Source organism: Burkholderia sp. IT-111MI5, assembly GCF_949752865.1.
Classification (GTDB): Bacteria; Pseudomonadota; Gammaproteobacteria; order Burkholderiales; family Burkholderiaceae; genus Burkholderia; species Burkholderia pyrrocinia_C.
The window spans coordinates 266,258-279,953 of sequence record NZ_CATKIF010000033.1; the positions used below are offsets into that span (position 1 = coordinate 266,258).

General features: G+C 67.7%; 11 protein-coding genes. 4 read left to right on the top strand and 7 right to left on the bottom strand.

Annotated elements, in window-relative coordinates:
• Window positions 1–171: 171 nt before the first annotated feature.
• The 4 genes from ACM6JT_RS23020 to ACM6JT_RS23035 form a co-directional block, all read right to left on the bottom strand.
• Entirely contained in the window at window positions 172–627 is a 456-nt protein-coding gene (locus ACM6JT_RS23020; protein ID WP_414857363.1) for a MarR family winged helix-turn-helix transcriptional regulator, read from the bottom strand.
• Window positions 628–756: 129 nt separating this feature from the next.
• Entirely contained in the window at window positions 757–2,289 is a 1,533-nt protein-coding gene (locus tag ACM6JT_RS23025) for an efflux transporter outer membrane subunit (protein WP_414857364.1), read from the bottom strand.
• Window positions 2,286–5,459 carry an efflux RND transporter permease subunit gene (locus tag ACM6JT_RS23030; protein ID WP_414857365.1) on the bottom strand — a complete coding sequence of 1,058 codons (3,174 nt, stop codon included), beginning with the start codon at window positions 5,457–5,459 and terminating at the stop codon, window positions 2,286–2,288. Before ACM6JT_RS23030 ends, ACM6JT_RS23025 begins: the two co-directional genes overlap by 4 nt.
• Before the next feature lie 13 nt (window positions 5,460–5,472).
• Window positions 5,473–6,693 carry an efflux RND transporter periplasmic adaptor subunit gene (locus ACM6JT_RS23035; RefSeq protein ID WP_414857366.1) on the bottom strand — a complete coding sequence of 407 codons (1,221 nt, stop codon included), beginning with the start codon at window positions 6,691–6,693 and terminating at the stop codon, window positions 5,473–5,475.
• 80 nt (window positions 6,694–6,773) lie between these two features.
• Here ACM6JT_RS23035 and soxR point away from each other — a divergent pair, with 80 nt between their 5' ends.
• Together soxR and ACM6JT_RS23045 are read left to right on the top strand one after the other, a co-directional pair.
• Window positions 6,774–7,253, top strand: coding sequence for a redox-sensitive transcriptional activator SoxR (gene soxR / locus ACM6JT_RS23040; protein ID WP_414857367.1), 480 nt, complete (start codon window positions 6,774–6,776; stop codon window positions 7,251–7,253).
• Window positions 7,254–7,305: 52 nt separating this feature from the next.
• Complete coding sequence (locus ACM6JT_RS23045) at window positions 7,306–7,536, top strand: hypothetical protein (protein WP_414857368.1); 231 nt, start codon at window positions 7,306–7,308, stop codon at window positions 7,534–7,536.
• A 27-nt stretch (window positions 7,537–7,563) separates the two neighbouring features.
• Here ACM6JT_RS23045 and ACM6JT_RS23050 read toward each other — a convergent pair whose 3' ends face one another.
• On the bottom strand, window positions 7,564–8,217 hold the full coding sequence (locus ACM6JT_RS23050; protein WP_414857369.1) for a TetR/AcrR family transcriptional regulator: 654 nt from the start codon (window positions 8,215–8,217) through the stop codon (window positions 7,564–7,566).
• Window positions 8,218–8,365: 148 nt separating this feature from the next.
• Here ACM6JT_RS23050 and ACM6JT_RS23055 point away from each other — a divergent pair, with 148 nt between their 5' ends.
• Together ACM6JT_RS23055 and ACM6JT_RS23060 are read left to right on the top strand one after the other, a co-directional pair.
• Window positions 8,366–9,658, top strand: coding sequence for an NAD(P)/FAD-dependent oxidoreductase (locus tag ACM6JT_RS23055; protein ID WP_105392037.1), 1,293 nt, complete (start codon window positions 8,366–8,368; stop codon window positions 9,656–9,658).
• 44 nt (window positions 9,659–9,702) lie between these two features.
• Window positions 9,703–10,092, top strand: a complete 390-nt coding sequence (locus tag ACM6JT_RS23060) for a DUF3331 domain-containing protein (RefSeq protein ID WP_034180422.1) — start codon at window positions 9,703–9,705, stop codon at window positions 10,090–10,092.
• A 2-nt stretch (window positions 10,093–10,094) separates the two neighbouring features.
• On the opposite strand, the gene ACM6JT_RS23065 is transcribed toward ACM6JT_RS23060, so the two are convergent.
• Together ACM6JT_RS23065 and ggt are read right to left on the bottom strand one after the other, a co-directional pair.
• Window positions 10,095–11,423: a dicarboxylate/amino acid:cation symporter gene (locus tag ACM6JT_RS23065; protein WP_034180423.1), complete on the bottom strand. Its 1,329-nt coding sequence runs from the start codon at window positions 11,421–11,423 to the stop codon at window positions 10,095–10,097.
• Between the two features lie 206 nt (window positions 11,424–11,629).
• The gene (gene ggt, locus ACM6JT_RS23070; RefSeq protein ID WP_034180424.1) at window positions 11,630–13,381 is read right to left on the bottom strand and encodes a gamma-glutamyltransferase; all 1,752 of its coding nucleotides are present in this window, start codon (window positions 13,379–13,381) and stop codon (window positions 11,630–11,632) included.
• Between the last annotated feature and the right edge of the window lie 315 nt (window positions 13,382–13,696).

Here is a 13,696-nt window from a genome sequence, read left to right on the forward strand (position 1 = left end):
AATCGTTGCAATTGCAATCCTACGCCGAGACCGAGGGCTCCGATACATGCCAGCACTCGAAGGAGGGATATGCAGACTATGCGATCCGGGGCAGGCAGGCGCTCGACAGCGAGCGCAAATCCGGCTGCGATGCACCGGTATGCGCGCGGCCGACGCGCGAGCAGGCCTCCGCTACTTCGCGTCGGCCGTCGCTTCACGCGCCGCGGCGGTCGCGCGATCGAGCGCGGCGGCCATCGCCACCTGCTCCTTGCCGGTGAACTGCCCGAGAAAGAGTTCCGAGACCGTCGACTGGTACACCTTCCACATCTTCTTGCGTAGCGCCCGCCCCTTGTCGGTGATGCTCGCGTATGCGGCGCGGCCGTCGTCGGCCGAACGGGCGCGCGTGACGAGCCCCTCCTGTTCGAGCCGGTCGACGAGCCGCGTGAGGTTGTAGCGCTCGATCGCGAGCACGTCGGCCAGTTCGTGCATGCGGCGCGTGCCGTCGGGCCCGCTTTCGAGGCCCCACAACGCGTCGTACCACGCATACGCGGGCAGGCCGGCATCTGTAAGGCGGCGCTCGATCTCGCGAATCATCGTCCGGTGCGCGCGGACGAACGAGAACCACAGATCGGGTTCGGGTGCGCTCATGTCAGGTCGTTCCTTTCGTTTAATTGCAGTTGCAATTAAATCTTACCTCGATACGGTTCCCCTCCACATATAGTCGTGCTCCGCGCGGCAGGCACCACAGTTCCGGCCTGCCGCGCCGCCCTGCCCGCGCTACCGTCCCGACTGCGCGAGCGGCCCTTGCGCGCGCTGCGCCGTTCCCGACGGCCAGCCGCCCGCGAGCGCCTTGTACAGCGCGACCGTCGATGCCGCGCTGCGCGTGCGCGCGTCGGCCGCCGCATCCTGCGCCTGCAGCAGCGTCCGTTGCGCGTCGAGCACTTCGTAGTAGTCGATCGCGCCGGCCGAGAAGCGTGTCTGCGCGAGCTGCGCGGCACGTGCGCTGTCGTCCGCCGCACGCACGAGGTGCGTTGTCTCGTCACGCGTGCGTGCGACGCGCAGCAGCGCGTTCTCCGTTTCCTCCAGCGCACCGAGCACGGTCTGCCGGTACTGCGCGAGCTGGCCGGCCGCTTCCGCATCGCTCGCGGCGATCCGCGCACGCACGCGGCCGACGTCGAGGAACGACCAGTCGATGCCGAGCGCGATCAGGTTCGTGTCGCTGCCCGCGCGAAAGAACCCGTAGCTGCTCGTCGCGCTGCCGAGCAATCCCGACAGCGTGAAGCGCGGAAACAGGTCGGCCGTCGCGACGCCGACACGCGCGGTCGCGGCGTGCAGCCGTGCCTCGGCGGCCGCGACGTCGGGGCGCCGCCGCAGCAGGTCGCCCGGCGTGCCGGGATCGATGTTGGCGGCAAGCGTCGGCAGCGGCACGGGCGTGCCCGCCGAAGCGACGGCCTTCGGGAGATCGAACCGGCCGATCAGCGCATCCGGCGTCTGCCCGGTCAGCACCGCGAGCCGGTGCTCGTCGACGCCGATCGCGGCTTCGTACACGGCAATCCGCGACGTCGTCGATTCGTACTGCGCCCGCGCACGCGCCGCATCGAGTTCGGAGCCGCGCCCCGCGCCGACGCGCGCATTGATCAGCGCGAGCGTCTGCTTCTGGTTGTCGGCGTTGTCGCGCGCGATCCGCAGCCGCTCCTGCGAGCCGCGCAGATCGACGTACGTGCTCGCGACCTCGCCGGCGATCGCGACACGCACCGCGCGCACGTCCGCCGCGCTCGCAGCCGTTTCCGCACGCTGCGACTCGATCGAGCGGCGCACCCGGCCGAACAGGTCGAGTTCCCACGCCGCGTTGATCCCGACGCTGGATATAGGCGTATCGCGCTGGCTGCGCGGCGCGCCGAACGCCTGGTCCTTGCTCGTCAGTTGATGGCCGATCTGACCGCTCGCGGTGATCGTCGGATAGCGGTCGAACGTCGCCTGCGACAGCAGCGCGTTCGATGCGTCGTAGCGCGACACGGCAACCTGCAGGTCCTGGTTCGCCGCGAGCGCCGTGTCGATCAGCCGCGTCAGCGCCGGATCGCCGAAGCCGCGCCAGAACGCGGCATCGGCATCGGCCGACGCGTCGGGCGGCGTATCGGACGTCGGATGGGACGGTGGCCCCTCGCGCTGCGTCGCCGGCTGCGCGTCGCGCGCGTCGCGCGCGAACCGCGCGGCCGTGGCCGTATCGGGCCGCTTGAAATCGGGGCCGACCGCGCACGCGGCCAGCGTCACCGACATCGCGAGCGCGGAAAAACGGAAAGCGGCGCTCATCGGTTTTCTCCTTCGAGGGTGCCGTGCTGTTCGCTCCAGATGGCCGGCGTGCCGCCCGCGAGCTTGCGGATCGCCACATAGAACACGGGCGTCAGGAACAGCCCGAACAACGTGACGCCCAGCATCCCCGCGAACACGGTGACGCCGGTGGCCGCGCGCACTTCGCTGCCCGCGCCGCGGCCGATCAGCAGCGGCACCGAACCGGCGATGAACGCGACCGACGTCATCACGATCGGGCGCAGCCGCAGCTTGCACGCTTCGAGCGCGGCCTCGATCACGCCCTTGCCCTGGATTTCGAGTTCGCGCGCGAACTCGACGATCAGGATCGCGTTCTTGCACGCAAGCCCCATCAGCACGACGAGCCCTACCTGCACGAACACGTTGTTGTCGCCGCCCGACAGCCACACGCCGAACAGCGCCGCGCACATGCACACCGGCACGATCAGGATCACCGCGAGCGGCAGCGTCCAGCTCTCGTACAGCGACGCGAGCACGAGGAACACGAGCATCACCGCGAGCGGGAACACGACGATCGCCGCGTTGCTCTGCGTGACCTGCTGGTAGCTGAGGTCGGTCCATTCGAGCGTGATGCCGGGCGGCAGCACCTCCTTCGCGATCTGCTGGAGCTTCGCGATCGCCTGCGACGACGACATCACCTTCGGATCGGCGTCGCCGATCAGGTCGGCGGCCGGATAGCCGTTGTAGCGGACGACCGGGTCCGGCCCGTACGCGGGCCCCACCGTCACCATCGAGCCGATCGGCACCATCTCGCCCTTCGCGTTGCGCGTACGCAGGTTCGCGATGTCGGCGGCCGTCTGCCGATGACCGGCATCGGCCTGCGCCATCACGCGATACACGCGGCCGAACACGTTGAAGTCGTTCACGTACATCGAGCCGAGATAGACCTGCAGCGTGTTGAACAGGTCGGTCAGCGCGACGCCCTGCGCCTTCGCCTTCAGCCGATCGACCTTCACCTCGAGCTGCGGGATGTTCGCCTGGTACGAGCTGACGGGGTAGCTCATCCCCGGCGTCTTCGCAACCGCCGCCTGGAACGCGGTGAGCGCGTTCTGCAATGCGCCGTAGCCGAGCCCGCCGCGATCCTCCAGGTACAGCGAGTAGCCGGAGCCGTTGCCGAGGCCCTGGATCGGCGGCGGCATCAGCGCGTAGGTGATGCCGCCGCCGATGGCCGCGAAGCGCGCGTTCAGGTCCGCGTTGATCTGCGCGGCGCTGCGGTGACGCTGGTCGAATGGCTTCAGGATCACGTACGAGTTCGTGATGTTCGGCGTGTTCACGCCCTGCAGCGCATTCAGCCCGGCAAACGCCGGCACCATCTCGACGCCGTCGGTGCCGAGCGCGATCTTCGTCATCTGCTCGGTCACCGCGCTGGTGCGCGCGAGCGACGCGCCTTCCGGCAGCTTCGCGCCCGCGAACAGGTACAGCTTGTCCTGCACGGGGATGAAGCCGCCCGGCACCGCGTTGAACAGCAGCGCGGTGGCCGCGAGCAGCGCCGCATAGACCGCGAACACCACGCCGCGCCGTTTCAGCGTGCGCGCGACGACACCGTGATAGCGGTCCGAACTGCGCTCGAAGAAGCGGTTGAACGGATGGAACAGCCAGCCGAATGCGCGGTCGAGCGCGCGCGTGAGCGCATCCTTCGGCGCGCCGTGCGGGCGCAGCAGCTTCGCGGCGAGCGCGGGCGACAGCGTCAGCGAGTTGATCGCGGAGATCACCGTCGAGATCGCGATCGTCACCGCAAACTGCCTGTAGAACTGGCCCGTGACACCCGACATGAACGCCATCGGCACGAACACCGCGCACAGCACCAGTGCGATCGCAACGATCGGGCCCGACACCTCGCGCATCGCCTGGTGCGCGGCATCGCGCGGGCTGAGCCCCTGCGCGATGTTGCGCTCGACGTTCTCGACGACGACGATCGCATCGTCGACGACGATCCCGATCGCGAGCACGAGCCCGAACAGCGTCAGCGTGTTGATCGAATAGCCGAGCAGATGGAGAAACGCGAACGTGCCGACCACCGACACGGGCACCGCGACGAGCGGAATGATCGACGCGCGCCAGGTCTGCAGGAACAGGATCACGACGAGCACGACCAGCACGACGGCCTCGATCAGCGTGTGCTGCACCGCGCGGATCGATTCGCGCACGAACACGGTCGGGTCCCACACGGGGCGGTACGCGACGCCGGGCGGGAAACGCTTCGACAGTTCGTCGAGCTTCGCATACACGGCCTTCGCGACGTCGAGCGCGTTCGCGCCCGGCGACAGGAAGATGCCGACCACGGCCGAATGCCTGTCGTTGAAATACGAGCGCAGCGTGTAGTCGCCCGCGCCGAGCTCGATGCGCGCGACGTCGGACAGCTTCACGACCTGGCCGTCGTCGCCGTTGCGCAGCACGATGTCGCTGAATTCCTGCACCGTGCGCAGGCGGCCGCGCACGTTGATCGACACGAGGAAGTCGTTCGCCTTCGGCGACGGCTCCGCGCCGAGCTGGCCCGCCGACACCTGCACGTTCTGCTCGCGCACGGCCGCGATCACGTCGCTCGCGGTCAGCCCGCGCGACGCGAGCCGGTTCGGGTCGAGCCACAGCCGCATCGCGTAGTCGCCGGAGCCGTACACGCCGACGTCGCCGATGCCGGTGAGCCGCGACAGTTCGTCCTTCACGTTCAGCGTCAGGTAGTTGCGCAGGTACAGCGAATCGCGGCTGTTGTCCGGCGAATAGAGGCTCACGTACATCAGCGGTGTCGGCGACTGCTTCTGCGTGGTCACGCCGTACTGGCGCACCTCGTCGGGCAGGCGCGACAGCGCCTGGCTCACGCGGTTCTGCACGCGCACGGCGGCCGTGTCGGGATCGACGCCCTGCAGGAACGTGACGACGACCTGCAGGCTGCCGTCCGACCCGGCGACCGACTTCATGTACATGATGCCTTCGACGCCGTTGATCGCCTCTTCCAGCGGTTCGGCGACCGATTCGGCGATTTCCTTCGGGTTCGCGCCCGGGTACGTCGCACGCACGACGACGCTCGGCGGCACGACTTCCGGGTATTCGCCGGCCGGCAGCATCGGAATCGAGATCAGGCCGATCGCGAAGATGACGATCGACAGCACGACCGCGAAGATCGGCCGGTCAATGAAGAATCGGGAGAAATCCATTATCTGTCTCCCGTCATTGCGCGGCCGGCGAGCCGGCGTCGGCCACGGCCTGCGTGCCGCCGCCCGTGCCGCCGCCCTTGCCGGCACCGGCATCGGCGCGCGCGAGCAGCGCTTTCGGCCTCACCTGCGCGCCCGGATAGTAGATCCGCTGCACGCCGTCGACCACCACGCGGTCGCCCGCCTGCAGCCCCTTCTCGACGATCCGCTCGCCCTCGAGCTCGCGGCCGATCGTCACGTCGCGCCGCAGCGCCTTGTCGCCGGGGCCGATCACGTACACGTACTTGCGGTCCTGGTCGGTGAGCACGGCCTTGTCGTCGACGAGCAGCGCATCCTGGTCGCGGCCGCTGACGAGCTGCACGCGCGCATACAGGCCCGGCGTGAACGTGTGGTCCGCGTTCGTCAGCCGCACGCGCGCGCGAATCGTGCCGGTTTGCGGATCGAGCCGGTTGTCGAGGAAGTCGACGGTGCCCGCGTGCGGGAAACCCGTCTCGTTCGCAAGACCCACGCGCACCGGATCGGCGCCGATCGCGCGATGCTTCGGATCGGCACGCCGCGCGTTGTAGCGCAGGTAGCTCTGCTCGTCGCAGTCGAAATACACGTAAACCGGATCCTGCGACACGACGGTCGTCAGCAGCGTGTCGTCCGCGCGCGCGAGGTTGCCGGCGGTCGCGACCGCGCGGCCGACACGGCCCGCGATCGGCGCGCGCACTTCGGTGAAGCCGAGATTGAGCTTGGCGTCGGCGACGGCCGCATCGGCCGCCTGCAGGTCGGCATGCGCCTGCGCGGCGGTGGCGCGCGCGTTGTCGAGCTCTTCCTGCGACGTCGCATGCGCATCGATCAGCGTCTGCACGCGCTTGAGCTGTACGTTCGCGAGGCTCGCGGCCGCGCGGGCCCGCTGCTGCTGCGCGTTCGCGCGGTCGAGCGCGATCCGGTACGGGCGCGGGTCGATCTCGAACAGCAGCGCGCCCTGCGTGACGAGATCGCCCTCCTTGTACGCGACACGCTGCAGATAGCCGCTTACGCGCGGCCGCAGTTCGACCGCGTCGACTGCTTCGACGCGTCCGTTGAATTCGTCAGCGAGGCGGACCGTGCGCGGCGCGACGGTTGCGACGCCGACTTCGGGAAGGGGGTGGGCTGACGCTGCGCCTTTGCCGTCGTGACAGCCCGACAACGCCAGCAACAGGGCACAGGTCGCGCCCAAAGGCGACGTCCTGCGTAGGGATAAGGAGAGCATGATGCCTCGCGACGGGTTAAACTGCCGCGTAGCATAAAAGTTGAAGTTAACTTCAAGTCAAGCTTTTCCCGGAGAACGCCATGGGTACCCCGGAAGAACCGAAATGGCCGCTGATGTCGATCCGCGAAGTGGCCGCGCGCAGCGGCGTGCCGGCGTCGACGCTGCGGTTCTACGAGACGCGCGGGCTCATCAAGTCGCACCGGAACGGCTCGAGCCATCGCCACTATTCGCGCGCGGTGCTGCGGCTGATCGCGTTCATCGTGTTCGCGCAGAAAATCGGCTATTCGCTCGACGAGATTGCCGAGCAGCTCGTCAGCCTCCCCGAGGACACCGCGCCGAGCAACAAGGACTGGCAGCGGTTGTCGCGCGGCTGGAAGCAGCGCGTCGCGAGCCGGATCGAGGAATTGCAGCGGCTCTACATCAACCTCGACGAGTGCATCGGCTGCGGTTGCCTGTCGCTGAAGCGCTGCAAGCTGACCAACCCGGAAGACCGCGCGGGCCGCAACGGGCCCGGCGCTCGGCGCTGGCTCGGCGACAAGCCGCCTACGGACATCGAATGATGCGCGGGCCGCACCCGGCCGCCGGCGCGGATTGCGTCACCCGACGCGCCAGATGCAGACGACGGCCGGGCTCGTCGAGAGTGACATCGGCGTCGCGCTGATGCCGCGCCTGTTCGTGCCGATGCAGCCGCAATGCATTACGTTCTGCGAACTGAAGGAGGCGGGCAGCCTGCTCGCGTACGAGCTGGCAATCGCATACCGGACGCCGTCGCCGCTCGTCGATGCACTGCACGAAACCGCACGGAATGCAGTGAGCGAACCGGTTCTGGTTGCCGCGACGTGACCGCGCGCATCGTTCGCGCGGCGGCGCTCAGTCGCCGATGATGTTGAGCGCGGCGGCGAGCACGGCCTGCTTGAACGCGTCCCGCTGCGTCGGCAGCGACGTGAACGCCAGCATCATGTGGCTGTACGACACCGTCGTGCCGATCGCGCTCGCGATCATGAAGAACAGCACGTTCGGATCGACCGCGCGGATCGCGCCGGCCTGCACGGCGTCCGACAGCAGCGGGAACATCACGTCGTGATACGGCCGCACGATCCGCTCCTGCAATCGATCGAGCCGCCCGCCCACCTCGGTCGCCGCGGTCGAGAAGAACATGCCGATGTCGGGCTCGTCGAATTCGTGATCGACGCACAGCTCGAGCGCGCGCCGCACGCGGTCGCGATGCGGCAGTGACGACGTGCGCAACGCACGCAGCGCGTCGAACATCGGCGTCGCCAGGTCGACGATCTGCCCGACGACGGCCAGCCACAACGTTTCCTTCGTACCGAAATGATGGGCGATCAGCGCCGCGTCGACGCCCAGTTCGCGCGCGACCTCGCGCACGCTCGTCGCGTCGTAGCCCCGCTTCGCGAACGTGCGGCGCGCGGCCCGCAATATCACGTCCGGACCGACGGACGCATCCGCCAGCGGCCGCCCGCGCGAACGCCGCTTCGACGGCGCGCGCTCAGTGACTTCAGCCACGTTTTCCTGCTCCCCTTGAATGGTTCGAATGCCCGTGTTCGGGCCCCGGTTTCACGTCGCCGGAACCGGGCTGCCTGCCCCGCTCCGTTGACACGCGAAGCCGGGAAGCGCTAGGATCATACCTTATTCATCACGTGATGATTTATTCATGACAACCCCTACACGCATCGTCATCGTCGGCGGCGGGATCGCCGGACTGCAGCTCGCGACCCGCCTGGGCGAGCGCCTCGGCCGGTCCGGGCGTGCGCAGGTCACCGTCGTCGACCGCAGTCCGACGCATATCTGGAAGCCGATGCTGCACACGATCGCGGCCGGCACGCGCGACGTCCAGCAGCAACAGGTGATCTTCCTCGCCCATGCACGCGACCACGGCTACACGTACCAGCCCGGCGAACTGAAGGGGCTCGATCGTGCGCGCCGTCGCGTGCAGCTCGGCGAGATCCGCTCGCAGGACGGCGACGTGGTGATCGAGGCCCGCGAACTCGAATACGACGTGCTAATCCTCGCGCTCGGCAGCCAGGCCAACGATTTCGGCGTGCCGGGCGTTCGCGAGCACTGCTACTTCATCGACAGCCAGCAGCAGGCCGAGACCTTCAACGAAGCGTTGCGGATGCGCGTGTTCCGCAGCATCGCGCGCGACGAGCCGTTTCGCGTCGCGATCGTCGGCGCGGGCGCGACGGGCGTGGAACTCGCGGCGGAGTTGAGCCGGTTACTGGAAGTGGCGCAGGCGTATGGCGACGCGACGGTGCGCGAACGGCTGCAGCTGACGCTGCTCGAAAGCGGCCCGCGCATCCTCGCCGCGTTTCCGCCGAGGATTTCCGCATCGGCGCAGCGGCGGCTCGAACAGATCGGTTTTCACGTGCTGACGTCGACGCGCGTCACGTCGGCCGACGCGAACGGCTTCCACTACGGCGACGGTTCGTATGCCGAAGCAGATCTGATGGTCTGGGCGGCGGGCGTGAAGGCGCCCGATTTCATGCAGGCGCTGGGCGGGCTCGACACGAACCGCGCGAACCAGATCGTCGTCGGGCCGACGCTGCAGGCCACGGGCGACGAGCACGTGTTCGCGATCGGCGATTGCGCGAGCCTGCTGCCCGACGGCCACGAACGGCCGCTGCCGCCGACCGCGCAGGTCGCGACGCAGCAGGCCGAGCATCTCGCGAAGCACCTGCCCGCGTGGCTCGACGGCAAGCCGATGCCGCCGTTCGCGTTCCACGATTTCGGCGCGCTGGTGTCGATCAGCGACTACGACGCGTTCGGCACGCTCGGGCAGTTCGGGTTCTTCCGCGGCGGCTTCATCCAGGGGCGTTTCGCGCAGTTCAGCCACCTGATGCTCTACCGGCGGCACCAGCAAGCGCTGCACGGTTTCTCCAAGGCGACCCTGCTGTGGATCGCCGAACGGATCAACGGCTGCGTGCAGCCGCGCATCCGCCTGTCGTGATGCCGCACGTCGCGGTGTCGCGTAACGTTTCGAGGAAAACAGACATGAACGACAGTGCAGCGCCCTGGCTCATGACCGTCGCCGCGATCGGCAGCTTCGACATGCCGTCCTTATCGTGGGGCATGCCGCGGCGACGCAGCGTCACGCGCGATCGCCTGCCGTCGTGGGACGCGACGAGCCGGCCGACCATCAGCGTGCTCGAGCGGCCCACGGCCGACACCGTGATGATTTCGTGGTGCGATGCGTGCACCGGGCACTACGGCTACCAGAAGTGGCGGCTGTTCACGACGCGCAAGCGCGGCGTCTGCGCGCTGTCGGGGCGGTCGATCGAGATCGGCGACAGCGTCTATGCGCCGCAATTGCTCGGCTCGACGCCGGGCAACGCCGCCGCGATGGTGCTGGCCGCGTGCATCGACGAAGCCTGCACCGCTTGAGGTCAGCTCGACGTAGCCTGACCGGCGCCGTAGGCCTGATCGCGGTTCTGCCGTTCCAGTTCGGCATCGAGATGTGCGGCATGCACTTCCGCCTCTGCTTCCGACATCAGCTCGCCTTCCCACTTCGCGACCACCGCGCTGGCGATCGAGTTGCCCACCGCATTCGTGGCCGAGCGGCCCATGTCGAGGAACGTGTCGACGCCGAGAATCAGCAGCAGCCCGGCTTCCGGGATATTGAACTGGTGCAGCGTCGCCGCGATCACGACGAGCGATGCGCGCGGCACGCCGGCCATCCCCTTCGACGTCAGCATCAGGATCAGCAGCATCGTGACCTGCGTGCCGAGCGACAGATGGATGTTGTAGGCCTGCGCGATGAACAGCGACGCGAACGTGCAGTACATCATCGAGCCGTCGAGGTTGAACGAATAGCCCATCGGCATCACGAAGCTCGCGATCTTGCGCCGCACGCCGAAACGGTCGAGCGCGTCGAGGATCTTCGGATACGCGGCCTCGGAGCTCGCGGTCGCGAACGACAGCATGAACGCTTCCTTGATCAGCAGGAGCAGCTTGAACACGCGGCGGCCGAGGAACAGCAGCCCGGCGGCGACGAGCGTGGCCCACAGCAGCACGAGGCTCACGTAGAAGTCGCCCATGAACACCGCGAACTTCAGGAGGATCGACAGCCCGTTGATCGCGACGGTCGACGCCATCGCCGCCATCACCGCGAGCGGCGCGAGCTTCATCACGTAGCCGGTGATCTTGAGCATCACGTGCGACAGCTGGTCGATCGCGGCGACGAGGATCTTGCCGCGCTCGCCGAGCGCCGCCAGCGCAACGCCGAAGAACAGCGAGAACACGACGATCTGCAGGATCTCGTTGTTCGCCATCGCCTCGGCGAACGACTTCGGCACCATGTGGCCGACGAAATCCTTCAGCGTGAACTTGGACGTCGCGAGATGCGCGGACGCACCGATGTCCGGCAGCGGCAGGCCGAGGTTCTCGCCGGGCCGCAGCAGGTTCGCCATCAGCAGCCCGAGCAGCAGCGAGATCAGCGACGCGGTGACGAACCAGCCGAGCGCCTTCACGAACACGCGCCCGACGGACGACGCATCGCCCATATGCGCAATGCCGACGACGAGCGTCGAGAACACCAGCGGGCCGATCACCATCTTGATCAGCCGCAGGAACACATCGGACACGAGCGAGATGTAGCCGGCGATTTCCGCGGCCGACTGCTTGTCGGGAAGCTGCGTGAAGATCAGGTAGCCGATGAGGATGCCGGCCGCCATCGCGAGCAGGATCCAGCCTGCCGCAGACATTCGTTTGTTCATAACGGGATTCGTCGCACGGTGAAGGGGTTGACGGATGAAAGGCGCGTGTCAGCGCACGTGTGTGGCAAGCCGGTCGTACGCGGAATGCCACGCACAGGCGCCGATCGTGCTTGCGGATGTCCGCGAACGGACGCGCTGCCGCCGTCGCGGCCTTCGCGGAAACGCGAATGCGGGCGGCGGCAGCGGTTCAGCATGATGCGATCAGGTCAGTAGCCGATCGCCGATCCGGCCGGACGGCGCGGATCGTTGTAGCCGTATATGAAGCCGGCGCGCACGTTGCCGGACACGGACGAATCGTTCCCGGAACTCTGGCGGCTCGCCGCTTCGGTGCCCGGCAGGCCGACCATGATCAGCTCGGCCGCGCCCCACGGCGTCTGCTCGACCATCTTGTAGCCCATGTTGCGCAGGATCGCGAGCGTGTCCGGCGACAGGCCGTAGGTTTCGTAATAGACCTCGTCGGGCAGCCACTGGTGGTGGATGCGCGGCGCGGCGACCGCGTCCTGCGGCGTCATCCCGTAGTCGATCACGTTCAGCACGGTCTGCAGCGTGATCGTGATGATGCGCGATCCGCCCGGCGAACCGACCACCATGAACACCTTGCCGTCCTTCGTCACGATGGTCGGCGCCATCGACGACAGCGGACGCTTGCCCGGCGCGATCGAGTTGCGCGTGCCCTGCACGAGGCCGAACAGGTTCTGCGCGCCGACCTTCGTGGTGAAGTCGTCCATCTCGTCGTTCAGGAAGAAGCCCGTGCCCGGCGCGATGACCACGGCGCCGAAGCGGCCGTTGACGGTATAGGTCGTCGATACCGCATTGCCGTCGTGGTCGATGATCGAGTAATGCGTCGTTTCCGGCTTCTCGTGCATGCCGACGCCGGGCTGCACGTCGACCGACGGGGTCGCCGTATCGGCATGGATGCTCTTGCGGATTTGCGCCGCGTATTCCTTGCTCGTCAGCTTCGCGATCGGATTGTCGATGAAGTTCGGATCGCCGAGCAGCGTGTTGCGATCCTCGTACGCGTGCCGCATCGCTTCGGTCATGTAGTGGACCGACGCCGCGGAGTGATAGCCCAGCTTGCGCAGGTCATACCCTTCGAGGATGTTCAGCGTCTCGCACATCGTCACGCCGCCCGAGCTCGGCGGCGGCGCCGACACGAACTCGTAGCCGCGGTACGTGCACTTCAGCGGGGCCATGTCGTCGGCCCGGTAGGACGCGAAATCGGCCGCCGTGATCAGGCCGCCCGCCTGCTTCGACGCCGCCTCGACGATCTTCGGAATCTCGCCGTGATAGAACGCGTCGGGCCCCTGCGCCGCGATCCGCTCCAGCGTGCGGGCCAGATCCTTCTGCACCAGGCGGTCGCCCGGCTGCAGCGGCGTGCCGTCCGGCCGCAGGAAGATGCGCGCCGCGTCCGGGTCCTTCTTGAAGCGCTCGATCGTCGTGTCGAGGATGTCCGTATCGCCGCGCGTCAGGATGAAGCCGTCGCGCGCGAGCCGGATCGCGGGTGCCATCACCTGCTTGCGCGTCAGCTTGCCGTATTTGCGCTGCGCGAGATCGAGGCCGGCGACCGTGCCCGGCACGCCGACGGCGCGATAGCCGTACAGGCTTTCGCCCGGGCGCACGTTGCCCGACGCGTCGAGATACATGTTCGCCGTGGCCGCGGCCGGCGCGGTCTCGCGGAAATTGATGAAGCGGTCGCGGCCGTCGGCCAGGTGCACGGTCATGAAGCCGCCGCCGCCGATGTTGCCGCAGCACGGATTGGTCACCGCCTGCGCATAACCGACCGCCACCGCCGCGTCCACCGCGTTGCCGCCTTGCTTCAGGATGTCGACGCCGATCTGCGACGCGAAGTGCTGCGACGACACGACCATGCCGTTCTTCGCTTCAACCGCGGGGTCCGAAGCGGCGAACCCGCACACGCTCAAAGCCGACAACAGGGTGAGTACGACGAGCCGCCTCATGCGGAATCCTCCAGACAAATAACCGGACCATGCCGGGATGCGCCGCCGCGTCATCGCGTGCCAACGCTGCCGATCCGGCATGTAATAAACGGTACATTCCGGCGAGGCCGCGATCATAGCACTCGCTTTTTCACGTAAAAACCTAGGGTTACTACTGAATTTGAAGCGAATACACGCGGAAACACTACCCGCCAAATGTTCGTTTCATTACATTGATGGGCGGACCGCCTGGCCGAGCGATGCGTCCCTCTAATTTCGGCCCGCGCGCGGCCCGCCGCACGTCGATCGGCTAACATGCGTGGAGTCCCGGCAGAC

Bases quoted from the DNA above. Each gene is read 5' to 3' on its own strand.
- ACM6JT_RS23020 (WP_414857363.1), bottom strand. From the start codon at position 627: ATGAGCGCACCCGAACCCGATCTGTGGTTCTCGTTCGTCCGCGCGCAC.
- ACM6JT_RS23025 (WP_414857364.1), bottom strand. From the start codon at position 2,289: ATGAGCGCCGCTTTCCGTTTTTCCGCGCTCGCGATGTCGGTGACGCTG.
- ACM6JT_RS23030 (WP_414857365.1), bottom strand. From the start codon at position 5,459: ATGGATTTCTCCCGATTCTTCATTGACCGGCCGATCTTCGCGGTCGTG.
- ACM6JT_RS23035 (WP_414857366.1), bottom strand. From the start codon at position 6,693: ATGCTCTCCTTATCCCTACGCAGGACGTCGCCTTTGGGCGCGACCTGT.
- soxR (WP_414857367.1), top strand. From the start codon at position 6,774: ATGGGTACCCCGGAAGAACCGAAATGGCCGCTGATGTCGATCCGCGAA.
- ACM6JT_RS23045 (WP_414857368.1), top strand. From the start codon at position 7,306: ATGCAGACGACGGCCGGGCTCGTCGAGAGTGACATCGGCGTCGCGCTG.
- ACM6JT_RS23055 (WP_105392037.1), top strand. From the start codon at position 8,366: ATGACAACCCCTACACGCATCGTCATCGTCGGCGGCGGGATCGCCGGA.
- ACM6JT_RS23060 (WP_034180422.1), top strand. From the start codon at position 9,703: ATGAACGACAGTGCAGCGCCCTGGCTCATGACCGTCGCCGCGATCGGC.
- ACM6JT_RS23065 (WP_034180423.1), bottom strand. From the start codon at position 11,423: ATGAACAAACGAATGTCTGCGGCAGGCTGGATCCTGCTCGCGATGGCG.
- ggt (WP_034180424.1), bottom strand. From the start codon at position 13,381: ATGAGGCGGCTCGTCGTACTCACCCTGTTGTCGGCTTTGAGCGTGTGC.